The 24,815-nt window shown below is 40.3% G+C and carries 20 protein-coding genes; 14 read left to right on the forward strand and 6 right to left on the reverse strand.

The features are described from left to right. The first annotated feature begins 180 nt into the window (after positions 1-180). The 4 genes from CSV60_RS06540 to CSV60_RS06555 all read left to right on the forward strand — a co-directional run bounded on the left by CSV60_RS06540 (position 181) and on the right by CSV60_RS06555 (position 6,033). Positions 181-3,141: a DNA translocase FtsK gene (locus CSV60_RS06540; RefSeq protein WP_233189558.1), complete on the forward strand. Its 2,961-nt coding sequence runs from the start codon at positions 181-183 to the stop codon at positions 3,139-3,141. Between the two features lie 130 nt (positions 3,142-3,271). Next, positions 3,272-4,585, forward strand: a complete 1,314-nt coding sequence (murC, locus tag CSV60_RS06545) for a UDP-N-acetylmuramate--L-alanine ligase (protein WP_099629607.1) — start codon at positions 3,272-3,274, stop codon at positions 4,583-4,585. Positions 4,586-4,747: 162 nt separating this feature from the next. Beyond that, a complete protein-coding gene (locus CSV60_RS06550; RefSeq protein WP_099629608.1) occupies positions 4,748-5,200 on the forward strand; it encodes a DUF948 domain-containing protein in 453 nt (150 codons plus the stop codon). A 56-nt stretch (positions 5,201-5,256) separates the two neighbouring features. After that, complete coding sequence (locus CSV60_RS06555; protein WP_099629609.1) at positions 5,257-6,033, forward strand: YtxH domain-containing protein; 777 nt, start codon at positions 5,257-5,259, stop codon at positions 6,031-6,033. Positions 6,034-6,139: 106 nt separating this feature from the next. On the opposite strand, the gene CSV60_RS06560 is transcribed toward CSV60_RS06555, so the two are convergent. Continuing rightward, on the reverse strand, positions 6,140-8,275 hold the full coding sequence (locus CSV60_RS06560; RefSeq protein ID WP_369823595.1) for a cell division protein FtsA: 2,136 nt from the start codon (positions 8,273-8,275) through the stop codon (positions 6,140-6,142). A 166-nt stretch (positions 8,276-8,441) separates the two neighbouring features. Between CSV60_RS06560 and CSV60_RS06565 the strand changes: the two genes are divergently transcribed. Together CSV60_RS06565 and ccpA are read left to right on the forward strand one after the other, a co-directional pair. Beyond that, positions 8,442-9,524 carry a bifunctional 3-deoxy-7-phosphoheptulonate synthase/chorismate mutase gene (locus tag CSV60_RS06565; RefSeq protein WP_099629610.1) on the forward strand — a complete coding sequence of 361 codons (1,083 nt, stop codon included), beginning with the start codon at positions 8,442-8,444 and terminating at the stop codon, positions 9,522-9,524. 134 nt (positions 9,525-9,658) lie between these two features. Further along, positions 9,659-10,660: a catabolite control protein A gene (gene ccpA / locus CSV60_RS06570; RefSeq protein WP_099636417.1), complete on the forward strand. Its 1,002-nt coding sequence runs from the start codon at positions 9,659-9,661 to the stop codon at positions 10,658-10,660. A 119-nt stretch (positions 10,661-10,779) separates the two neighbouring features. Here the strand turns inward: ccpA and CSV60_RS06575 are convergent, their stop codons facing one another. The 4 genes from CSV60_RS06575 to CSV60_RS06590 form a co-directional block, all read right to left on the reverse strand. Next, complete coding sequence (locus tag CSV60_RS06575; protein ID WP_099636418.1) at positions 10,780-11,934, reverse strand: acetoin utilization protein AcuC; 1,155 nt, start codon at positions 11,932-11,934, stop codon at positions 10,780-10,782. Beyond that, positions 11,931-12,575: an acetoin utilization AcuB family protein gene (locus tag CSV60_RS06580; protein WP_099629613.1), complete on the reverse strand. Its 645-nt coding sequence runs from the start codon at positions 12,573-12,575 to the stop codon at positions 11,931-11,933. The genes CSV60_RS06575 and CSV60_RS06580 overlap by 4 nt, the downstream gene beginning before the upstream one ends. 15 nt (positions 12,576-12,590) lie before the next feature. Further along, positions 12,591-13,223: a GNAT family N-acetyltransferase gene (locus tag CSV60_RS06585; RefSeq protein WP_099636419.1), complete on the reverse strand. Its 633-nt coding sequence runs from the start codon at positions 13,221-13,223 to the stop codon at positions 12,591-12,593. 269 nt (positions 13,224-13,492) lie between these two features. Beyond that, complete coding sequence (locus CSV60_RS06590) at positions 13,493-16,453, reverse strand: transglycosylase domain-containing protein (RefSeq protein ID WP_099636420.1); 2,961 nt, start codon at positions 16,451-16,453, stop codon at positions 13,493-13,495. Between the two features lie 370 nt (positions 16,454-16,823). Between CSV60_RS06590 and tyrS the strand changes: the two genes are divergently transcribed. Then, positions 16,824-18,089, forward strand: a complete 1,266-nt coding sequence (gene tyrS / locus CSV60_RS06595) for a tyrosine--tRNA ligase (protein ID WP_099629616.1) — start codon at positions 16,824-16,826, stop codon at positions 18,087-18,089. A 262-nt stretch (positions 18,090-18,351) separates the two neighbouring features. Here tyrS and CSV60_RS06600 read toward each other — a convergent pair whose 3' ends face one another. After that, the gene (locus CSV60_RS06600; RefSeq protein ID WP_099629617.1) at positions 18,352-18,642 is read right to left on the reverse strand and encodes a hypothetical protein; all 291 of its coding nucleotides are present in this window, start codon (positions 18,640-18,642) and stop codon (positions 18,352-18,354) included. A 215-nt stretch (positions 18,643-18,857) separates the two neighbouring features. Between CSV60_RS06600 and CSV60_RS06605 the strand changes: the two genes are divergently transcribed. The 7 genes from CSV60_RS06605 to CSV60_RS06635 all read left to right on the forward strand — a co-directional run bounded on the left by CSV60_RS06605 (position 18,858) and on the right by CSV60_RS06635 (position 24,333). Continuing rightward, positions 18,858-19,061 carry a hypothetical protein gene (locus CSV60_RS06605; RefSeq protein ID WP_099629618.1) on the forward strand — a complete coding sequence of 68 codons (204 nt, stop codon included), beginning with the start codon at positions 18,858-18,860 and terminating at the stop codon, positions 19,059-19,061. A gap of 432 nt (positions 19,062-19,493) precedes the next feature. Then, positions 19,494-20,180 carry a hypothetical protein gene (locus tag CSV60_RS06610; protein WP_099636421.1) on the forward strand — a complete coding sequence of 229 codons (687 nt, stop codon included), beginning with the start codon at positions 19,494-19,496 and terminating at the stop codon, positions 20,178-20,180. A gap of 441 nt (positions 20,181-20,621) precedes the next feature. Then, on the forward strand, positions 20,622-20,798 hold the full coding sequence (locus tag CSV60_RS06615) for a P27 family phage terminase small subunit (RefSeq protein ID WP_099636422.1): 177 nt from the start codon (positions 20,622-20,624) through the stop codon (positions 20,796-20,798). A 446-nt stretch (positions 20,799-21,244) separates the two neighbouring features. After that, positions 21,245-22,243: a hypothetical protein gene (locus CSV60_RS06620; RefSeq protein ID WP_099636423.1), complete on the forward strand. Its 999-nt coding sequence runs from the start codon at positions 21,245-21,247 to the stop codon at positions 22,241-22,243. A 334-nt stretch (positions 22,244-22,577) separates the two neighbouring features. Next, a complete protein-coding gene (locus tag CSV60_RS06625) occupies positions 22,578-23,078 on the forward strand; it encodes a hypothetical protein (protein ID WP_099636424.1) in 501 nt (166 codons plus the stop codon). A gap of 31 nt (positions 23,079-23,109) precedes the next feature. Then, positions 23,110-23,388, forward strand: coding sequence for a hypothetical protein (locus CSV60_RS06630; protein WP_099636425.1), 279 nt, complete (start codon positions 23,110-23,112; stop codon positions 23,386-23,388). 762 nt (positions 23,389-24,150) lie between these two features. Then, a complete protein-coding gene (locus CSV60_RS06635; RefSeq protein WP_099636426.1) occupies positions 24,151-24,333 on the forward strand; it encodes a hypothetical protein in 183 nt (60 codons plus the stop codon). Positions 24,334-24,815: the final 482 nt, after the last annotated feature.

Below are 24,815 nucleotides of genomic sequence, written 5' to 3' on the forward strand. Positions count from 1 at the left end.
GCTTTTGCATAAGCCTCATTAGGCTTGTAGCAAAAGCTTTTTTGTATTATTGTTACAAAGGGTTACAAATCATCATTTTATACAGAAAGAACATAGAACTGTTTGATTTCCTCCTAGGTAACCTGTTAAAATGAAATGATTGATATGAAAAGAGTGATATATTTGAGCTGGCTACGGAATATGAAAAGACGCCTTCAGCAAATGCAAGAAGGCACTGAAAAAAATAACCCATTATTTGAACAACCAACTACTGAAAATATTAATGATAAAAATAACCTAAACCAAAAACCAAACGAAGGTCTTGATGAAGATAAAAAAACAAACTTTCGGTTTCCGATAGTTTCTGACTACGAAATTTATGGATGGGAACCACAGATCCATCATGATGAATATACGAAAGACTATTTACTAGAAGATGAAGCAACAGAAGAAGCATTTGAAATACTTCCTTTGGAACAGAATGAACGTTGGCCAGGTCGTTATGAGCGAGGTGGAAATGTCTACCGTGCAGAAGCAAAAAGAGAATTTGCCCAAATCATTCCACCTACATCGAATCCATTGCCTCTACCGTTTACCGGAAGAAAGCAAGAACGTACAATGCACTCGGAGCCGCAACGGATTGAGCCATATGAATCGCGACGTCCTGAACTAGAAGTACCATCTCGTCATCAAGAAGAACCTGTGAAAGTAGAGAGGCCTAAGATATTCAGAAAGCCATTTTCGCCTACGCACGTGCCTTCACCTATCTACGGATTGAACACTAGTTCTCCAATCAGTGAGGCTATGGAATCGGTCATAGAAAAGAAAGATGTGAAAGATCAAGAGTTACATGATCAATTTGAAGATCAAGACGAAGAATTGCCATTGTCCTTGATTTCCAACCAACAACCAAATAAAGCACCATTGTTTGCTAGTTCATCAGAAAAAAGACAGTCGGAGATGACCTCAGCGGAAGAACATACACAAGAAGTAGAAGAACCTAAATTGGAAGTATCTGAAGAACCTACGCAACTAGTGGAACAGACTGAAGAAACACAAGTGGAAGAGTCACTAGAAGTAACTATACACGACGATATACATGATGAAATCGAAGAAGCTGAAGTAACGATTGAGGAATCAGAAGAATCAAAAGAAGTCTTTGCACAAACGAGAAATATAGAGCAAGCGAAAACAGAAGTAGAAACAGAAGTAGAAATGTATGACGATGTTGCAACTGAAACAGAAGAAATTGTAGTAGATTCGGAAGCGCTTGTAACCGTTACGATAGAAGAAGAACAGGAAGAAGAACAACAAGAACAAGTAGAAATAGAATCCAATGAAGTAGAATTCGAAATGGATGATCAAGAGGGGCCAGTACAACCAGTTAAGAAAGAAAAAGTTGTGCCTTTTAATGTATTGATGCTTAAATCCGATAAAGAAAAATTAGCGGCTAGAGTAGAAGAACTCATTGCAGCTAATGCAGCGAAGAAAGAATTAGTAAAAGAAGCGTCAGTCGAAATCGATGCGGATCACCCTGTCGCGGAACAAACAGAATCGCTGGAAGATACACAATCAGTACAGCTAGAACAACAGAAGAATAGTGTAGAAATGAACGTGGAAGAACAGGATTCCATTGAAGAACCAGAATCTATTGCAGTAGAATCTCACGTTGAAGTAACCGAAATGGTCGCTACAACTTCTGAAACGATTGTAGAAGAACCTGAAGAGGAAATCATCGAAGAAGAACCACCACATTACGGATTCCCGACGATGCAATATTTGGCACCTCCGGAAGAAGAAATCGTTGATGAAGAGTGGCTTGCGACGCAGTCCGCTACGTTAGAAGAAACTCTTTCGTATTTCGCTGTACAGGCGACGGTTGAACAAGCTGTGCAAGGTCCTGCCGTCACGATGTTTGAGTTAACGGTGATGCAGGGGACAAAAGTAAGTAAAATTCGAAATCTTACCGACGACTTAAAATTGGCGTTGGCGGCTAGAGATATTCGTATCCAAGCGCCGATTCCAGGTACAAGTATGATTGGTATTGAAATTCCGAATCGCAAAACACGTGCAGTTCGAATTTCAGAGGTTATTGATAGTGATTCATTTATGAAATCAGACTCGCCCCTTGAAGCTGTATTAGGGCTTAGTTTGACAGGGGAGCCGCAAACAATTGATCTACGGAAGATGCCACACGGAATGATTGCGGGTGCTACAGGCTCCGGTAAATCCGTTTGTATCAACTCTATACTGATCAGTTTGTTGTATAAAGCATCACATCATGATCTGAAACTATTGCTCATTGATCCGAAAATGGTGGAATTGGCACCATATAATGGCATTCCACACTTGTTAAGTCCGGTTATTACAGATGTAAAAGCGGCGACTGCGGCATTGAAATGGGCAGTTAATGAGATGGAAAGACGCTATGAACTATTCGCGCATTCCGGAGTACGTAATATTGAACGCTATAACGAAATGGTCATGGCATCACGACGTTTCTCTTTAAAGATGCCTTATATTTTAGTAGTGATTGATGAGTTAGCAGATTTAATGATGATGGCACCTGCGGATGTAGAAGTGTCGATCAGCCGAATCACTCAGAAAGCTAGGGCGTGTGGCATTCATCTAATCATCGCAACTCAGCGACCTTCTGTTGATGTCATTACCGGAACAATTAAAGCCAATATCCCAACTCGTATAGCATTCGCTGTGTCTTCACAAGTAGATTCAAGAACTATTTTAGATTCAGTAGGGGCAGATCGTTTACTTGGTAAGGGGGATATGCTGTATTTAGGCAATGGCCAATCGGCTCCTGTCCGTCTTCAGGGGACATTTGTCACGGATGATGAGATCGAGCGTATAATAGAACATGTTCGTAATGAAGCAGAACCGAATTACTTATTCGGCCAAGATGATTTGCTAGCAGCCGCTGTCCGAGAAGAGGAATCGGATCCATTATTTGAGCAAGCCTGCAACTTTGTCATTGAGCAGGGGAGTGCATCCACTTCGTCATTACAGCGCCATTTCAGCATCGGCTATAACCGGGCGGCAAAGTTAATCGACCGAATGGAAGCAAATCAATTTATATCTGAGCAAAGAGGGAGCAGACCGCGCGACGTCTTTTTGACTGAACAAGCATTTGAAAGCTTCATGAAATAATGAATGCATAGTTCCTATCTAAAGGTTTGGTCGAACGCATGGTATACTATGACAAGAAATAATCTTCTTGTCCATTTCGGGACAATTGAAGATAAAAAGTGGGATGAAAGAACTCCCGGGAGGTTTCAATATGACATTGTTACATTTTACTGGTATCAAAGGATCGGGAATGAGTTCCCTTGCCCAGTTGCTACATGACTCTTCGTATGAGGTTCAAGGTTCTGATGTGGAAAAGTACTTTTTCACTGAAGACCCCTTACATGAACGAAATATAAAAGTACTGCCATTTGATGAAAATAATATTCAGCCGGGCATGAAAGTGATTGCAGGAAACGCATTTAAAGATGATCATCCTGAATTACTACGGGCAGCAGAACTTGGTATAGAAGTTATTCGTTACCATGAGTTCTTAGGCGACTATATGGAACAATTTACTTCCATAGGTGTTACGGGTACACATGGCAAAACGTCTACAACGGGCTTGCTTGCGCATGTATTGGGTGGCTTTGCGCCAACTTCTTACCTAATAGGGGACGGTACAGGTAAAGGTACCGAGAATGCGGAGAACTTTGTATTTGAAGCGTGTGAATACAAACGACACTTTTTGGCCTACCATCCAGACTATGCCATCATGACGAATATTGATTTCGATCATCCGGATTATTTCACAAGTCTGGACGATATTTTGAGCGCTTTCGGACAAATGGCGAGTCAAGTAAAGAAGGCATTAATCGCTTGTGGTGACGACGACAATCTTCAGAAACTTCAATGTCAAGTTCCGATTGTCTATTATGGCTTGGATTCATCCAATGACTTTTACGCAGCAAATATTGAAAAAGATCAAAACGGCTGTTCGTTTGATGTGTTCATTCGAAATGAATTCTATCACCGTTTCACCATTGTATTAACAGGCGATCATGCTATTAGAAATGCGTTGAGTGTTATTACACTATGTCATTATGAAAATATTCCAGCTGACATTGTAAATGAACGCTTTGCGACGTTTACAGGCGTAAAAAGACGTTTTTCTGTCTTGGAAGTAGATGACCGTGTCATTGTGGATGATTATGCACATCATCCTACCGAAATCCGTGCAACATTGGATTCGGCACGTCAAAAATATCCGAATCGTGAAGTGATTGCGGTATTCCAACCGCATACATTCAGCAGAACAGCAGCGATGTTAGATCAATTTGCAGAAAGTCTGTCTGAAGCAGATCATGTGTACTTATGTGACATCTTTGGTTCTGCACGAGAGAAAGTCGGTAGTTTAACGATTCACGATTTGATAGATAAAATCCCTAATTCTCAACATTTGAAGATAGAAGATATGTCAGATTTAGCAGCGCATAAACATTCTGTCATTCTTTTTATGGGAGCCGGAGATATCCAATTATATTTAAAACAATTTACTTCTGATATTACGAAAGAAGAAACAGCCTAATCTCTTTTATGAGAGGGCTGTTTCTCTTTTTTTTTTAGGTTTTTTGGTTTCGATAAAGGATATCACCCAGTTATGTCGAACAGGAGTATAGGACGAAAAGTTTAGAAACTCTCAAAGAGGGGTAAAGTTTTCGTAAGAATATGCTCTAGGAGGATAACGTAAGTGATCAATTTACTTTACGTTGCAGCAGTGATTGCCGCAATCGCATTTCTTATTCTTTGTGTAAGTCTGGCTATGACACTGGGGTCGTTAAAGACATCTTTACAGAGTGTCTCGCATACAGTAGGTGACTTATCAAAGCAATTAGAGGGAGTGACAACAGAAAGTACACAACTTCTTCAAAAAACCAATCAGCTGGCCGAAGATTTACAAGGAAAAGCGGACAAGCTGAACACTGTGGTGGATGCGGTAAAAGGAGTAGGTGACTCGGTGAACACTCTCAATCAATCAGTTCATCGGATCTCGAGCTCAGTAACTACAAAAGCCGAACAAAACAGTGACAAAATCGCGCAAGTCGTACAGTGGGGAACCGTTGCAGTTAATCTATATGATCAAGTAAAAGAACGGCAACCTAAAACGTCCGCTGGTTGGACAGTATACAAATCGCGCTCCTAGTACAAGCATTTTCCTTTAAAACATACAAAAATAGTTAATTCACAGGAGGAAGAAAAATGACAGAAAACAAACCGAACTATAACGACAACCAAGGTAACTACTCAAATACGTATGGCCAACCACAATATCCAGCGAACTACACGTATCGTTCAACTCATGATCTATATGATGAGGATAGCAACGGTACAGGTAGTTTCATTGCCGGCGCAATCATCGGTGGGGTAATCGGCGCTGCGACTGCGTTGTTCTTAGCGCCGAAGACAGGCCGTGAAATGCGTGAAGATTTCACTACACAGGCTTCACAATTAAAAGACAAGAGTATTGAATTGAGCTCAACGGCAAAAGATAAAGCGGTAGAGTTATCTAGCACAGCAAAAGACAAAGCAGTGGAATTTTCAAGTGCAGCAAAAGATTACACAGCTGACTTTACGGATACGGCAAAAGAAAAAACTGCAGCGTTCACTACAGCTGCAAAAGAGAAGACTTCTGAGTTGTCTCAAAACTTGCAAGAACAATCAGAACAGCTAGTTGACAAAGTGAAGTCTGTTAAATCAAAAACAAATGTTCCAATGGACGATGGTACTGTATCATCTGAAGGTGAAGAGGCAACTGATTATAAAAGTTCAAAAGAAAACAATGAAAAATCAGGGGAACTTTCAAAAGTAAAAGAAACAACAAACAAAAATGCAGATCAGGTTAAAACTGACAAATCTGCTAACCAAAAAAATGAGACTAAATCTCCTAATACAAATGCTTCTGCTAAAAAGAATACGAATCAATCTAAAGCTAACAACTCGTCTTCAAACAACAACAACAAAATTCATTCTAAATAATAGCGAAAACCTTCCTTCACGGGAAGGTTTTTTCTATGTGTACGATAAGTTAGAACAGCCATAAAGAAAAAGCTACGCCATGCGTTATTTCCGCACAGCGTAGCTTTTAAACAAATAGAATACGTAGTTGATCTCCACCGAATATCAATTCATTGAAGCCAATGGATTCGCCATTACGCATTAATTGATAAGCAGTGGTAGATTGAGACGGTAAGGAAAAATCAGTGAATGAAAATACATCACTGAATAGTATAGGAGAAGTGGGCAACGACTTGAACTCCACTTGGTCGTTAGCTTGTACTTGGTAGTCAAGACTAGCTCGTTGTCCATTTACATAAACGGCGGTTCGTGGTTTTTTGATCGTCACAGGCTCATCATTAAATGTTACATCGGCACGCTCTTCTAGAACGATATCTAAATCTCTTGCTATTTCCTTTAAGGAAAGGGAGGCAGGTTGACGCGTTTCAATGATATCGTTTGCGTGAATTTGATAGTCAGCAGAGACTTCTTGTCCGTTTGCGATGTAGAGGGTCTCGCGTTTCTTTAGGCGGTGGGGAGTTCCGTTCCATGTCACAGTGAACGAATCTGTCCCTGAACGGATAGGAGACGTTAGTACGTTTTTTATTCGATTCGCCGGATTCACCGTCAGTTCATCCCGATCCGCAATCTCAGTATCCATTGTAACCGTCTTTCCATTGAGCAAAATTTCACCCGTAACTGTCTGCGTCACTCCGTCGAGCTGATAACGTATCGGTTCAGGCGCATCTACTAAGTCTCTGACAGTCGCTGTGGCGTCTGTGCCATCTTTACCAAACAATAGCTCTATGCGGTCATGATCGTTAACAGGATCCTTAGTGCTGGCTTCAGTGCCGTTTAATAGGATGGTTGTAGATGAGCCGTGCTCGCCAGGAAGTGTTCTCCATCGCCCGTTTACTTTGACAGTTAGTGCGAGTCCGGGTCTACCGTATAACTGACGAGCAGTAACGCGGGCGGCAAGCAATGTATCGCCCACTGTAAGCTCTTTTAGTTCAAATAATCGAATGGCTTGGTCGTTGACTGTTAAGGTAATGTAATGAATGGGAGCTCTTTGTGCTGCAATCGCAATACCGATTGGCGTTACGAGTGCAGGAGAAGCTTCGATTTGGTCTGAAAGTGTAACTCCTGAAAGCGCATCGAGACTTCGAATCGCCACGCGGTTCTCAGGAAGGTCTAGCTGCATACTCACTTCTTTCGTCAGAGTAGGAGTTAACCCACCACCTCCCACAATCATTACGGCTTGTGGGGAAGAGTTGAGATTCAATCGTTTGATTTCATTTGCGATCGACAGTGCTACATGTTTCACTGAAGGTTTAATTACATCAATTACTTCTTCTGAAGGGATTTCTTGTTCAAATCCTAAAATATCTTGAAATGTCAATATGTCTTGATTATGAATTTGTCGTTTCATTTGTTCAGCAATAGGAAAATCGAGCAAGTAATGTGCACTTAGCGCTTCGGTCATTTCGTCTCCCGCAACGGGTACCATGCCATATGCTGTCACGGTATTATCTCTAACAATCGCAATGTCTGATGTACCAGCTCCAATATCGACCAATGCGATATTCAATCTTCTCATGGAAGGGGGAACGAGCACATGAATAGCAGCGATTGGCTCGAGTGTTAAAGCCTCCATTTCCAAATCGGCACGCTTTAACGCGGCAAGTAAGGATTCTACAACGACTCGTGGTAAAAATGTAGCAATGACTTCTACAGTCGCTGATTTCCCTTTTTGATCAATCAGACTACCGATCTTTTCATCTTGTAATTTGTAGTATAAAACAGAATACCCTACGCAATAATAGTGATCATCCTCTTGTGATTGATGAGCGGATAGTAATTTTTCTTGTGCATTTTGTACAGCGGCTAATTCCAATCGATTAATATCTTCATTGGACATTAATGTGCGATCTGAAATATCTACTGTCACAGTTCCTTCTGCTGTTTTCAATGAACGACCAGCTGCCGCAACACTGACGCGATGCAGAGGGCCATGAATGTGTTCCAGTTCTTCTTTTATTTCTTGAATTATAGACGCCACGCTTAAAATATTATGTATTTGTCCATCAATCATCGATCGCTCTTTATGTTCTTTAGAAATCAAGTCCACAATATGGAATGAATCGTTTTGTTCTTCTAGTACAATCCCTACAACGGTGCGAGTTCCGATGTCAAGAGCGAATAACTTAGTAGCCAGGATTTCCAACCTCTTTTCAAGTTTTTTTCTATGTGAAAATAGTGAATATATAATTATTCGATGAAATTGCGTGACTTTTCTAAGAGTATTCATTATACTAGGTCTATTATATAAAAATGTACCATAGATTCCGGTGTTAGAAAAGGAAGATATGTACGGGGAGGAGACAGGTATTATGAGCAAGCAAGATTTAGGTGAGTTGAGAGGTACTATCGATCAGTTGAACTTAGATATTCTAGAATTGATCAATGAACGTACAGGCGTTATCCAAGAAATTGGTAAGTTAAAAGAAAAGCAAGGTGTAAATAGATATGATCCGATTCGCGAACGCGAGATGCTCAACGTCTTAAAGAAGGCAAACCATGGCCCTTTACCAGACGGTATCCTTGAGCAGGTATTTAAATCTATTTTCATGTCGGCACTTGAAGTACAGCAAGATGAGCAGAAGAATGCATTACTCGTATCCCGTACTAAAAAACCTGAAGACACGATTGTTGACGTAAACGGCCATAAAATCGGAGACGGACATCCATCTTTCGTATTTGGACCTTGTGCAGTAGAATCTTACGAACAGGTTTTGGCAGTAGCCAAGTCCATTAAAGCAAAAGGATTAACGATGATTCGTGGAGGAGCTTACAAACCACGTACATCTCCATATGATTTCCAAGGTTTAGGTCTTGAAGGCTTAAAAATTCTAAAGCGAGTTGCAGATGAAACTGGACTTTCTATCGTCACAGAAATCATTACACCATCGCACTTAGAGGAAGCACTCGAATATGTCGATGTGATTCAAATCGGTGCGCGTAACATGCAGAACTTTGAACTGTTAAAAGAAGCTGGAATGGTCAATAAGCCAGTCCTTCTAAAGCGCGGAATGTCTGCAACGATTTCTGAGTTCGTCAATGCAGCTGAATATATTATTTCTAAAGGTAATACGGAGATTATGCTATGTGAGCGAGGAATTCGTACATATGAGACGGCAACTCGTAACACGCTGGACATCTCTGCTGTTCCAATCTTGAAGCAAGAAACACATTTACCGGTATTCGTGGACGTTACACATTCCACTGGCCGTAAAGACTTATTGCTTCCAACAGCGAAAGCGGCAATTGCAGTAGGAGCAGACGGCGTTATGGCAGAGGTTCATCCGGATCCAGCCGTAGCATTATCGGATTCAGCGCAGCAAATGGATATTGAGCAGTTTGACAAGTTCTACGAAGAGATGACTCGCTTCATGAACACACACCAAACGATCTAAAACATCCAACACCGACCCTTTATTAGTAAAGGTCGGTGTTTTTCTGTATAGAATGACAGATTTCTACACAGAAAAACACAAAAATCCAGTAGAACACGGTATACTAGTAAAGAATAAAGACAGGAGGAGCAAAAATGGCTATCACTATTTACGATGTAGCAAGAGAAGCAAACGTATCGATGGCAACGGTTTCACGTGTAGTGAACGGCAATCAAAACGTGAAGCCGGCGACTCGCAAAAAAGTATTGGACTGTATTGAACGATTGGGGTACCGGCCAAATGCCGTCGCTCGTGGACTGGCTAGCAAGCGTACGACGACGATTGGAGTAATTGTCCCCGATATGTCCAAGAGTTACTATGCAGAGCTATCCAGAGGGATTGCAGACGTTGCCACGATGTATGAGTACAATATTATCATTTCCAATTCGGACAAGAGTACCTCTCGAGAAGTGGAGTTGTTTGAAGATCATTTAGGCAAGCAAGTAGATGGATTGATCTTCATGAGTGATTCTATTTCACCTGAAGTACGAAAAGAAATGAAGACAGCGAACGTTCCGATCGTCTTGGCAGGAACATTGGATTTTGAAACCAATTTACCATCTGTCAATATTGATCATGAACAAGCCGCATATGAAGTAACAAAAAAATTGATCGACAATGGCCATAAGCGTATTGCATTTGTTTCGGGACCTTTTACGCGTGACATTAATCGTGTATGCAAACGTGTTGGGTATATTCGTGCGTTGGAAGAAGCAGGGGTGACGATCGATGAGTCATTGATCGTGGAAACTGACAATACGTATGATGATGCTTACGAGAGCTGGAGTGTACTAGGTAAGCTGTCTGATCCTCCAACGGCTGTCATGACGAGCAGTGACGAAGTGGCCATAGGTATTATGAATGGTGTGCGTGATGAGAATCTTAGAATTCCTGAGGATGTGGAGATTATTTGTTTCCAGCATTCTATTCTTGCGCGTATTGTTCGTCCACAGTTGACCGCGATTGTGGTGCCTTTGTATGACCTCGGTGCCGTATCGATGCGTTTGTTAACGAAGTTAATGAACAAAGAAGAAGTAGAAGAGACAGAAGTTATTCTACCGTATTATTTGGAAGAGCGGCAATCGGTTAAGAAGTAGGTCGGAGTCGCTGCCTGTAACGTAAGTAATGCGTGTTTTGAATCAACAACACTCATACGTTGTTTTTAAAAAGGTATAAATGCAAAGAGCAACTTATCTGAGCGATAAGTTGCTTTTTATTATGATTTTCGGATGACGTGCAAAGCTCTCGTTAGCATTTGCTCATTTTTTTCGTTGATGTCATATTTACGAGGAACTGGTTCATATAGATCTTCAGGATCTTCCCACGTCTCAATTAGTGAAACAGGTGACTCGGGTTGCCATTTATTTAGCCAGGCTTCTGGAAGTCGTCCAGTAGGTGTTGGGATGTCTTTCATAGTAAGCCATAGGTGCGACCACGCACGTGGTACTACGCGCCAGATGTCGTATCCGCCGCCGCCGATTGCAATCCATCTTCCGTCGCAGAATTCTTCCGCGATATCTTTTGCTAGTTTTGGAATTTCTTCGTAGATCTTCATGGTGCCATATAGATGCGTGAGTGGATCGAAGTAGTGTGCATCTGCTCCGTTTTGAGTAAGAATGACGTCGGGCTTAAAGTGTTCTGCCACTTCACGCAAGGCAGTCTTATAGATATGTAGGAACGATTCATCTTCCGTAAATGCGTCGATAGGGAAGTTGAATGAGGTGCCGTAACCCGCTCCATTTCCTCGTTCTGTCACATTGCCTGTCCCGGGAAACAAGTAGCGCCCTGTTTCATGGATAGAGAATGTACAAACATTCGGATCATCGTAAAACGTCCATTGCACGCCGTCGCCGTGATGCGCATCGGTATCCACATATAATACGCGAGCTCCATATTTTTGCTGTAAGTATTTAATGGCTACAGAACTATCGTTATAAATACAGAAGCCAGAAGCTTTCCCTTGGAAGCCGTGATGCAGGCCGCCGCCTAGGTTCAACGCATATCTTGAACGACCTTCCATTACTTCTTCAATCGCTGTAAGTGTACCGCCTACGAGCAATGCACTTGCTTCATGCATGCCAGTGAAGAAGGGTGTATCTTCCGTACCGATACCGTAAATACTACCGATATTTTCGCTGACATTACCTGTACTCGCCTTTTTGACGATTTCGATATACTTTGCGTCATGAGCGAGAAGCAATTCTTCGTCTGTGGCTGTGCGCGGAATGACGACTTCATGAGGCTCGATCGTATTCATTTCATCTAGTAAATCTTTTGTCAAAATGATTCGCTTTTGATTAAAAGGATGAGTATCCGAAAATTCATAGTTTAGTTGGTCAGGAGAAAAGATAAAACTCGCTTGTTTTTTCATACGCCCATCTCCGGTTCACTTGGCCATAGAACTTCGAATCCTTGCTTTTTCAATCCTTCGATGATCGGAAGGGGATTCATTCGTTTAATGCGGATAGCGAGAATTTTGTACTCTTCGTTATCTTGATAAGGATAGACAAGTACACTAAGCACGTTCGTATTGTGTTCGTGAAATACTTTAGATGCCTCATATAAAATACCGGGCGTGTTCGGCACGCGGATCTGAATGTGTGAACTGGGCTGATTGGCACCTGTTAACTCAATATAGTTATAGAGTAAATCTGTTTTCGTTAGAATGCCGACTAGCTGATAATTAGAAACAATGGGTAGGCAACCAATTTCATACGTATAAAACATTAGCGCAGCTTCCTCCGCAAAGTCCCGCGGATGGCCAATCAATAAGTCAGTTTTCATAATTTTATCAAGCGTGGTTTCATAAAGTGAAGGTTCCAATCTCTTCGAAATACTTGAAGGAGAAGCTTCTTTGACGTCACGGTCTGTAACGAGTCCTTCGATCTGCCCATCTTTCACGATGGGGATGTGGCGAATTCGTTTTTCTTTCATCAGTTGTACTGCATCTGCAATCGTATGTGTAGAATTAAGCGTAATCACGTCTGTTTTCATAATATCTTGTATTAGCATGATTATTCCTCACTTTCAGTAATTAACACGATTTTTGAAACGCACACGGTCAAAGCGTTCAATGGATTCTTGATCGACTCGTTTTCCGATTCTCGCCATTAGTGCATTGGCAGGGTGGGAACAAATTTCAGGATCATCAGTGGAGAAGAATTCCAAGCCACCTGCACGCATCATTTTCTCCATCATTTTGCGATAATCCCATACTGTCAAACCAGTACCTTTTAAATCCCAATGCCAATAATATTCAGTCGTAATAATAATATAATCTTCCATCGCATCATCCAACATCGATAATTCCAGTAAGGATTTACCGATACGTGCGCCGCGATAAGCTGCAACTACTTCGACGGCGCCTAGTTCTATTAAATTGGCCATGTCTGCTTCATACCAGCGTTCGAGTGGATCGGGATAGAGAAACGTAACATACCCAACAATCCTATTATCGATTCTCGCTACGTTGATCCGACCTTCAGGAAACGCGGCGATTTTCACCAATGCTTCTTGTTGTTGTGTAGATGGACGAAATGCTTTCAGTCCTTCGTGAAATTCAAACGATGCCAGTCGTTCTGATGAAACAGGGCCTTCTATGACCAGTTCACCTTCGTTATGCGGGAATGTTCTGGAAAAGTAGGTCTTTTCATGTTTCACATAGTTCACCTCTTCCTAATATATCTACCCTTTGTACGCTCAAATACTCGCTGTGAGTTCGGTAATTGCTTCTCTGTGTTAAGTATACAATTTATAGTGAGGAAAAGTATATTATTATCATTAAATCACGGAATTGTCGGTAATTATCTATGTGTAGTAAAAAAATGGTGAAGTTAGAAGGAAGAAGGGAGGAGGGGTTGTTATTCACTTTGATGAAATTCTTCATAAAAAACCGGATGACAATTTAGAATGGTCATCCGGCTTGTTAGTTATTCTTTTGCTTCTGGAGCTGCATCCGGCTTTGGTTCCGGTGTCGCTTCAGGTTTAGTTTCAGGTGTAGGTTCTGGTGCAGTCTCTGGTTTAGCATCCGGTTTTGATTCAGACTTGGTATCCGGTTTTGCGTCCGACTTTGCATCCGACTTCGTTTCTGGAGTTGTCGTACTTGGTTTAGCCCCAGTATTCGTCTCTGATTTCGGCTCTGCTTTTGGTGCAGGTGCCGTATTGGTTACAGTGTTGGAAGGTCCCGAGAGTAAGCCAGTAATATCAACTGCGCGTACGTAATATGAACCATATCCGACTTTATACGATCTAGAAGCCCCATCATGGACCGTACCGATTTTGGCACCGTTCTGATAAATGTAATAACCGATTACATCATTTGAAGAAGAAGCAGTCCATGTAAGAGCGGATCCATTTTGTCCTGTTGATACGGCTGCAGGTGGTACGTTGTCTGCAGGGAATGTGGATCCTGCAACAGTGCTTGCATATCCGCCACGACCTGCAAGCAGTTTGGAAGCATCTCCGCCTAAGCGTCCAAGCATCCGCTTACCATATTCAGAAGTTACGCCGATACCGCCGGACGTGACAAATTCACGAGGAGTAGAAGGTAATGCCTGATATAGTTTGCCATTCACTCGAACAGCTGCGGATGAAACGATACTGTCATCCACTTTGGTAGGAACCATCTTTTTCGAATTAAATAAATCTGATCTAACGAGTCCTGCCGATGCACAAGCAGCAGAAGGAGCAAGTCCTGAAATGCCACAGAATGAACGTGTTACGACGCCATTCGGGCGTTTAAACGTATCTCTTGCTTTAATGGTTTCCGGTATGACCGTATTGGCTACATTCATCAATTGTCCGTACAATCGTGCAGTCCGTTCTGATGGATGCATTTGACCGCTGTTGTAGCCGTGGTATAACGGCGTATTTCGATTTTTATAACCCATCCAAACACCAAGCGATATATTTGGATTATAGCCGACTAGCCAAGCATCACCGTAATGCTGGGATGTCCCTGTCTTCGCAGCTAAATCGGGACGGAAATTCATTAAGCCAGGTAAACGTGCAGCTGTACCGTTACCTTTTAGTACATCACGCATCATATCGGTGATGATATAAGAAGTTTCTGGACTAAACACTTCCACAGGTTCTGCTTTGTGTTCAAATACTATGTTACCTTTCATGTCTTCAATCCGTTCAATCATATACGATTCGATGAATTGACCACCGTTAGCGAATGTAGCGTAAGCATTTGTGTTTTCTTCTACAGTGACATCCATAGTACCTAATGATGCAGAAAGACCAATGCCTGCCTTATCGGTAGCATTTGCAAATTTCATTTTCTTTAGAAAATCAATAGGGTTTCTATCTATTATTTGGTCATATAGACGTATAGTAGATAAGTTTTGTGAACGTGCCAGAGATTCACGGGCTGGCAATACGCCGAACTCGCGGTCGAAATAGTTGCCGGGTGCGTAACTGCCTCTTCTAAACTTCACATCCACTAGTGGACTACCTGCACCAATTACACCGTATTCAATGGCAGGTGCATAAACCAGTAATGGTTTCATGGAAGATCCGTTTTGTCGGTAAGCTTGAGTAGAATGATTCAATGCTTCCAGTTCGTAATCACGTCCACCGACGAATGAAAGTACTTTCCCTGTATGGTTCTCGATCATCGACACACCGACTTGAACAGGATTTTCTTTCGTAATCATTTTACCTGATTCTTCATCCAGTGTTTCCGTAGTATACGTATAACCGTAGTACTGGAAGCTGTCAGCGACTTCATTCATTTTGTCATACAACTCTTTGTTGATAGTAGAGTAGATACGATAGCCGTCTGTTCGCATGGAACGGTCTGCCATGATTTCGTATTTTTCCTTAATCTTGGAATCTCCTTCAAAACGATCCGCGTCAATGCCATCTTTTTCAGCCAAAACTTCAGCTAAAATTTCAATTGTGCGATTTTGAATTTCCTGTGTGACATACGGATAACGTTCTGTAGCGCGACGTGAAGGTTGTCTGAAGTCTTTCGTCACATCATACGCAAGAGCTTCCTGATATTCCGCTTCCGAAATATAGCCTGCATCACGCATACGGAACAGTACGGTCTTCATCCGGTTTACACCATACATCAGCTTTTCGCGTTCCTTAATGCCTTGGTTCTTACTGTAGAAAGGCGTGTATGTATACGGTGCTTGTGGAATACCCGCAATATATGCAGCTTGCGGCAAACTTAAATCATTGGCTTTAATACCGAAAATCCCACGCGCGGCTGTTTCGATGCCTGCGATATTCTGCCCCATCACATCACGACCATAAGGAATGATATTCAAATAGGCTTCTAGAATCTCATCCTTCGTCATGAAGTGTTCCAAGCGCATAGCCAGCAAGATTTCTTTAGCTTTACGCTCATAAGAAACTTCGTTCGTCAAAATCTGGTTTTTCACTAACTGCTGAGTGAGTGTAGATCCACCCGTTTGACTGTCTGAGTTCGTAACATCTTGGAACACTCCGCGGAATATCGCTTTTGGCACGATGCCTTTATGCTCTTCAAAATATTCATCCTCAGTAGCCAGCACAGCGTCCAGTGCATACTGTGAAACTTTATCCAGCGTAATTTGTCGGCGCTCGATGTCTGAGTTGATCTTGCCTAGATAAATACTGTCTGCAAAGTACATTTCAGATGTCTCTTCATAATTAAACACCTGATCCCGAAGTTCTTCTTTGGAACGTAACGGCTCTTTCGCAACAAGAGAAGCGAAATAACCTGCACCAACTGAACTCGCAAATACGGCCCCGATGACGGCGAAGATAATGAGTAATAAAAACAAGTTCCAAAGTACGCCGGTTCCGATGCGAAGTTTTTTGGCCCAAGGCTCTTTTTTCGCTTGTTCAAACTTATCTTCAAGTTGCTTAATTCTATTATTCTTTTCGTTGTTCAAAGTTTTTCTCCCCCCAAAAATCTTACTCATTATATCACAGAATCAGAAGGAAATATGCAATAAATGTTGACTTTCATAGGAAGTTGGGTAAAATTGAACTCATACGAAATTACATGTCGAAAAAACCGAAGTAATGATAGTGAGTTCCGTTTAAGAGAGACAGCGGTTGGTGGAAGCTGTTCGGTGCACTATACATGAATTACAGTTTTGGAGTGTACGTTTTGCGCAACGTTACTAGCGCCTAAAAGCCGGAGAGTATTTACTCTCAAGCCGGGTGGTACCGCGTTATAATTAATCAACTAACGTCCCTGCATGATCATTTTTTGATCGTGTGGGGACTTTTTACGTTGAAAATAGGGGGATATAGAACATGTCGAATGAATTAATGGACGATTTACGTTGGAGAGGCTTGTTATACCAACAGACGAATGAAGAAGGTCTTGAGAAACTTCTAACAGACGAGAAGATTTCACTATACTGCGGAGTAGACCCAACCGCGGATAGTATGCACATCGGCCATATCGTACCGATGCTGACCCTGCGTCGCTTCCAGTTACACGGACACCAGCCTATTCTATTAATTGGTGGCGCTACAGGAATGATCGGGGATCCATCTGGACGCTCTGAAGAACGCCAATTACAGACGACAGATCAAGTAGACGCGAATGTTCGTGGAATCAAAAAACAACTAGAGATGATCTTTGATTTCCAAACAGAAAATGGTGCGAAACTTGTAAACAATAATGATTGGATCGGTTCCATGTCATTGATCGAATTCTTGCGTGACTATGGCAAATTGCTAAGCGTCAATTACATGCTAGCAAAAGACAATGTTGCGTCTCGTTTAGATCAAGGAATTTCCTTCACGGAATTCTCATACATGTTGATGCAAGGTGCGGACTTCAACCACTTATATGATAACTATAATTGCCGTGTGCAAATTGGTGGATCAGATCAGTGGGGGAATATCACGACAGGCCTAGAAGTCATTCGCAAAAAGCATGACGAAGAAGTACAAGCATACGGATTTACGATTCCATTGGTAACAAAAGCAGATGGTACGAAATTCGGTAAATCTGCTGGCGGTGCGGTATGGCTCGATGCGAAGAAAACTTCTCCATATGAGTTCTACCAATTCTGGATCAACGCAGCAGACGCAGACGTTGTGAAGTACTTGAAAATCTTCACATTCTTAAGCCGTGAAGAAATCGAAGCGCTTGAAGTATCCGTACAACAAGAGCCACATTTACGTAAAGCACAGAAGACGTTAGCAGAAGAAATGACTCGTCTAATTCATGGTCAGGACGCACTTGATCAAGCATTACGCATTTCTGCAGCGCTATTTAGCGGAGATTTAAAAGCATTGACGGCTACTGAAATGAAAGATGCGTTTAAAGATGTGCCGACTGTCGAAATGGAAAAAGTCGATCAAAACATCGTGGATTTCATTGTGCAAGCAGGTGTATCTCCATCAAAACGCCAAGCTCGTGAAGACGTAACGAACGGTGCGATTTCCTTTAACGGAGAACGTATTACAGATACAGCGTTCACAGTAGGGGCAGAGCAACGTTTGGAAGATGCTTTTACCATTGTGAGACGTGGGAAAAAGAAATATAGTATGGTGAAGTTTGTTTAACTGGGAGTTAGTGAATTGAAAAAAGAGTATATGATGTACGCTCAGACATTAGGGTTTCTTGGTTAGTATCAAGGATCGAAAATATGGTAAGTTTCGTAATTCATAATGGATGAAAAGGCATCTCTTCGGAGGTGTCTTTTTATATTAGAAATAACATACATAACTAATAGTGGGAATCATAAAAAGTGCCTATGTAAAACAGTCATATTCGTTTGAACGAACGAAGAAGTTGGTTACATAAGCACTGTAAAATAATACGTTTTTATTTAGTTAACAACTTTTTGATAATGCGAATATCTGTGTCGTGGTCGTTTAGTAAGCGCTGGGTTTTACGCATATCATCTGATTTTGCTTTGTTGTAAAAGATTTGTTCAGATAACGCATCAACTTTCTGATTGGGGACAATGGGGCTTATATCTAGTTCTGAAATTGCCTGTTTCATAAATTTTTGTTCCTCTTTTATAATAGAAATATCGGTCTTTAGTGTAGAAATATTTCGCTCCATATTGCTAACTTTGTCGACCAAGAGTTCAAGTAGTTCACGATCTGTCATAAAAACCCTCATATTTTTTATATTTGTTTTTTATCTTACCATGTTTCAAATGACTTGTACGGAACGTACATTCTTATTTTTCTTTCTAAAGAAGTTATTTAGGAAACGACAACTGTGAATGTTTAAGAAAACACGAAAACTTAGTGCTCATATCCTCGCAAAAAAGGGTTTTCTTTCTTTATGTTGAATACTGTAAATAGAGGGAAGTGAGAAGTTTGAAAAAATACAGAGTACAATACCACTTTGCAGGCGCTGAAAGTATTTTAAGAACAGTTGAAGCAGCGAATCAAGAAGATGCTTTAGGAATCGCAACAAATTCTCGAAGCAATGATATTGTTTTTACCGATAGCAAAGGAACGTTATATTGTTTCTTTTATAGAGACGTACAATATGTTTCAGTTACGGAAGATAGAGCATAAACGGAAGAAATAATAATGCAGGACGTCCTTTCTCTAGGGACGTTCTTTTTTTTGACTTATTTACTGATCATAATGAAGTCTTGCCTCCTAATATTTTGTAATAAAAAACAGTAAAATATAGTTGATTGCACGTTTCTAAGTGGTACAACGGACGTATCACATTGAAACGAAGGAGCGTACCAATATGAAACGACACACCGTGTCACATTGGTATGGCCTATAACCAAAGAACTTATAAGAATATAAAGAATAAAGATATTGTCGAGAAGCATCTCGACGACGAATATTTCGTTGGTCATTATTTGCAGAGAAAAGTTTTCGCACCTAGTATCCTTTTTGCTTCTCAGCTCTATATAGTGTGCAAAGCTAACCTGGTGTTATTTTGTAATTTGAAACCAAAATCTACGTCTACGTTCAAAAGGAGTGAAAATTATGAGAAAACGAATACTGCTATTTCCCGTTTTATTATTGCTGACAGCTTGCTCTTCCAATCCATCCAAAACGCTTCCGTCCCCGCAGAATACGATCATTGACTGGGTAGATTTTGTGAAATGGAATGATGCGACGTATGAAGCGAACTATGAAATGAACGAGCTTGAAAAGGACTGGGAAACTACTGGCGAAGTAGGAGAAGTAAAATATATGTTGGATGGCCATGCGGGAACGAATCATCAAACGAAAAATGGAGATGCAGCTTATTTGCAAAAAGGTACAAAATTATTTGCGATGAAAGGTTATGATCCGGCATTCCGAATTATAGCGGACGGTAAGGTATACGAAGTATCTGAATCTGATAAAGCTGAAACGGTTGGAGATTTTTTAGACATTAAAGGGAAAGTACAGCGAGTCATTTTGCAAAGTGAGCAAGATTTATCGTTCATTGGAGAGTTTACGGATGAGCATGCGGAGCAACTGATTGAAGAGTTGTTGGTTATGCCGTATGAACCAGAAAGACGTGCGACTGAAGGAAAGCGTGTGTTTTTCGGAATTGAATTAGTAGATGGGAGTTTGACTAGATCAGTTTATTGGCCGGAGACGGGTTATATTAATTATGGTGGGGTGGCTTCTCAAGAGATTAAAGACATATTTGAGGTTGAGATGGATAAGTATGATTACTGAAGAAAATTGATAAATATAAAATAGGGTGAAGAGCGATTGTGATTGTTTAAACAAATTAGGAAAGTTTGGTATGCGGGTACGCTATATAAATAGATAACGCCTTGGTCAAAGGGGACATAACTGAAATAGGGAATTAAGATACAATTGCATATACCACACCGAAAGAAGCATCTACAAAGTAAAATGTGTTTTCATAAGAAAAAGAGCCATTCAAGGCTCTAGTGATATTCTTTAGATTTCTTTAGACACTCTTCAAAATGCAATACGATATCGTTAAAGGAAAACTCGTTTTCTTCAATGGTGGATTAATGGCTAGACCAAGAAAATTAAGCGCGGTATGGACTGGAAATATCAGCAAAGCGGAAATAGCTAAACGGCAAAAAGAAGAGGAGTCCTTACACGACTTTGAGCCAGTGTCACAAGAGCCTCCAGAATGGCTAAATGTCACAGCGAAAGCTAGTGATTCCACTTTTGAAAGATTTGCTTATTGCGGCACTGGATGAAGCGTCTGTTGCTATGTATTGTGACTACTATTCGATGTATGTGGAAGCATCCCGAAGCGTGGAGCGTGAAGGGCGTACTATTTCAGAAATTGCTTCACAGGGGAATGACAAGTGACGGATCAATCCCGAATTTACTGTTATGACAGAAGTGGCTCGTATGGTTAGAGCGGTTGCTGGCAATATCGGACTTACCATTGATAGCAGGATGCGGATAGTCGCACCAAAACCAAACAAAGTGAAAGATCCTTTTGCTGAAATGTTGGGGAATTATTAAACGGTAGAGAATGAAGGAAATAAGTTGAATCTATTGATAGTGTGATTGTCGAAATACTTATTGCAAAGATCACGTATATGATTGATTGGAAGGCAGCCTACTTGATGTAGGCTGCCTTTTCCTTATACTCTGAAAGTTTAATTTTCTCTCTATTAAAATCATTTCAACTAGGAAGATATGTCGAGTATTGATATAGTGGAGCTACTGATCAACGGAGTGTGTGGACTATTTGAATATGACGCATCAAGGGAAAGTCAGATGGATACGGAGGGGAGAGAGGAAGAATTTTGAATGAACGAAAAATAGAAAATAGAATCCTTTATTTGATTGTATTTATTTTAATTGTCGTTCTATATATTTTATTAATAAGTATGCAGTCTGTGACGTACAACTTTAAATTACCATCCGCTGTAAAAGTTTTTGAAGAGTTCTTGAATTATATTAATAAATGGATTCCAACCATCTTAGGGATATTTGCGATTTTTCTAGCTAAAAGCTCATTGGATCATAGTAAACGATCATCTCTTGTAAAAGATAGCTATGGACCAATTCTTGAAGAAATTAATAAAAATAAAAATATTAAATGTGATAGCTTTGAAATGTTTAACTTTAAGTATCTTGAAGAGTTAAAGAGTAATTATTTATACACGGCGTTAGAGAAAGAGAATCAAATATGTATAGAAGATATTATTGAGAGATGTATAAAGGTCAATAGGTACAAGAGAGAATCGCATACCTATGTAGAAAAAACTATTTGTGACATTCTTAATCAAGAATTAGGGAAAAATAAGTATCCCTATAGGGTGGGCAGTATATACGAATGTGACAAACATTGCCAACCTATATATAAAGACAGGACAGATTTATTTAATCAATTATTCACAGGAAATCTTGGCTATATTCTTGTTAGCGGACAAACCCAAATAGCTTGTTATACAGCAAGTTTTAAAGAGGCTTTATATATTGGTAGGGAGGAATTTATAGAAGAATTTATTCACGATCCTGATATTTTTTTGGTAGACTTAAAAAAAATGGTGGATGATCTTTATAACAAACCTGAAGACTGGCATCCAGACGATGAATTTTATCCTACCTTAGAATTTTTTGTTCATCACCAATCAGCAATGATTAAGATATTCAAAGACCAAACTAAATATCCTCTTTACGAAACGCGATATGAGGGGTTAGTAAGTGAAATTAACCAGTTAGAAAAGCAAATAAATGAAACCATAAAAAAATTGTTAATACCAAATTACAGTTTGAAGAAGTTTTTTAAATTGAAGTAGTCCGCCCTGGCCAACCAGAGGACAACATTTGATTGCAACATTGCGCTGTGTCCCGTGTTGTCCACTTTTTATTTCTTGATTTATACCCTCGAGTTAAAGTTGGGGTGAAAATAATGTAGAACTTATCGAAGCGTTTGGTTAAAAAAGAGCCTCTACTATCCTTGTAGTAGATCGAAGGATAAAAGGTGCAATGATATAGATAAAGAGAAACGAGCAACTGAGCGAGTGGGAACTATACGAATTGATGGATACACGGCGGCCGACATATGTACGAGCGATAAAAAGAGGAAATTCACCTTCTTTGACGAATATTGTCAGTGGGAGGTGAATATCTATGTATACTATAAGTAATTTCAAGTATCTAGCAGACTTGCAAGAAGAGTTAGATAGCTTGGAGCAAGCATTAGAAGAAAAGTTGGAAACTACAGTTCGTCCTGCAATGAAAAAAGCCATATGTGATCTGTATGACATGCTCAAGGTGTTTCTGGAAAAAGGCGATTTGGATGTTGTTGAAGGTGAAGGTAGCTTCAATGCTGCATACAAAAAAATGAGCATTGGTGTACTTATCGTCGCTGAAGGCTTCGCATTAAAATTATCAATCAATTCAGAAGAAGTAGACATAATTAAAGTCATTACTCGTCCGACTAAATATAGTTCTCCAAGGAAAACTGTTAAAAACGACTTGCTGAGTAAAAAGATAGAAGAGTTACAAAACGACACTGATGAAATTAAAGGAACGTTATCTAGCTATGACAACTTACAAGTAGTTTATACGAATGACAACAATCAACGATTTAACGCTCCGGAGAAAGTGATAGAAGCGTACTTTAAATAACAGAAAGCATCTCTTCTGAGGTGCTTTTTCTATGCCGGAAAATAAAGAAGGCGGCAGACCATGGAAACCTTATCCTTATGGTAGTCACTTAAATCACACGCATATCTCATTAAAAGGCAGTAAAGAGCAAGGTGGTCGTATTGGATCGTCTGGTCGTTACTTAGTTGGTAAGCGTCAAAACGGTTCTCCATTGCGTGTGTTGATTTCACTTTATGGAAGGATTGATAATATGTACTTCTTGGCATATCTAGCACGTCACATAAAACTTGAATCGGATGGTTCTCCTTTTCCTGTTCGATATGGACGATAATCTCTTGGTCGGTCACTTTTTCGCGAATATGGTCATAGCCTTTTTTAGGATTTCGACCTCCTATTGAAGGCGAAGGTTTCCTTTTGAATCTCTGCAATTTCAGCAGGAGTTAAATCGCCTCCGTTTTCAATTGGGGAATGAGCTTTGATCCATTTATAGATTGTTACTTCAGATTACCATATTCGTGGCTGAGATCACTCACAGATGTGCCAGACCTGTAGAGTTCGACGATTGTTTGTTTGAATTCCTGTTTATAACGTTTTTGTTTCATTCCGGACACGTCCTCTCTATTTATTAGGATAGAGAGTTAACTAACTTGTGTCCATACATCTATACTAGCTTCAACGGGCTGCTTTCTTTATGGCTGAATGGAAAGGAGCTTTATACGCATGTAGGGCACAATTACGAAGAAAGAGAGGCTAACAACGAAGTATGGTGTCTTCTACCCTTCACAATTACAGTAGATCGCATTGGGGAGCAGATTATAAAGTGTATGTGATTGATGATGAATTAGTTCTTAAAGTAAGCACTGGCCATCACTTTCAGAATCACGGAATCATTTTGAAAGAATTGGCAGGACGTCCATTCATTCCGAAAGTATGCGATTATTGCAGTTTCGGAAGATGGTACATTATGCACCAAATTCATGGGAGCGATCTATTTTTCAGGTCGTGGATTCCCAGGTTTGAAAAATAGATCGATTATGAGAAATTTCGGGGAGATATACATGAGTTTTCTGAGGTGTTTGGGGAGTATGATTTGGTGAATCATGGTTTAAGTCGAGATAATGTGATGATTGATCGGAACGGTGGGTTCTTGATTGTGAATGTGGGTGGGTTTCGGCAACGCGATGAATACCATTGTAAAAATGAAGTAAGTGAGCTACTTGAACGTAGGAAGCGGCTTCTGGATATGAAACATGCTCCTTGGGGTGTACGGCAGTGACGGTGGTTGTTTGCTAATCGTTAAATAATGATAAATAAGTAGTCTGGTTGTTAAGTAGATTTTCTCATTAATACAGCAGGATGAATATAGAATAATTACGGATGCTGTTAAAAGCTATAAAGTCTATTTAATAAAGGTAATCGGTTATATGCTTTAATGAGATATTTTTATATTCAAGATTGTGAATTTGTATATTTAATATTAATCCAGATTGTATGATTGTATCTAAATAAGGGCGGACCTTTCCAACATAATCACTTTTCATTAAACAAGTTGAATCTTCATTTAAAAAGACTTCAAATTTGCAGATAACTTTATATTGAATTGAGGAGTCTCTTTTTTGTTCTTGAATGTCCAGAATTTCTATTCGGTCGTGACTTTTTGTTTGATATGAAGTTCTAACTTGATTGGTCGTATACTCAACTGTGCCAAACGCTCTATACATGATTTAACGTCCCCTTCTTTATTTATGAGGTACTATT

The sequence above is a fragment of the Sporosarcina sp. P7 genome (assembly GCF_002743425.1).
Classification (GTDB): Bacteria; Bacillota; Bacilli; order Bacillales_A; family Planococcaceae; genus Sporosarcina.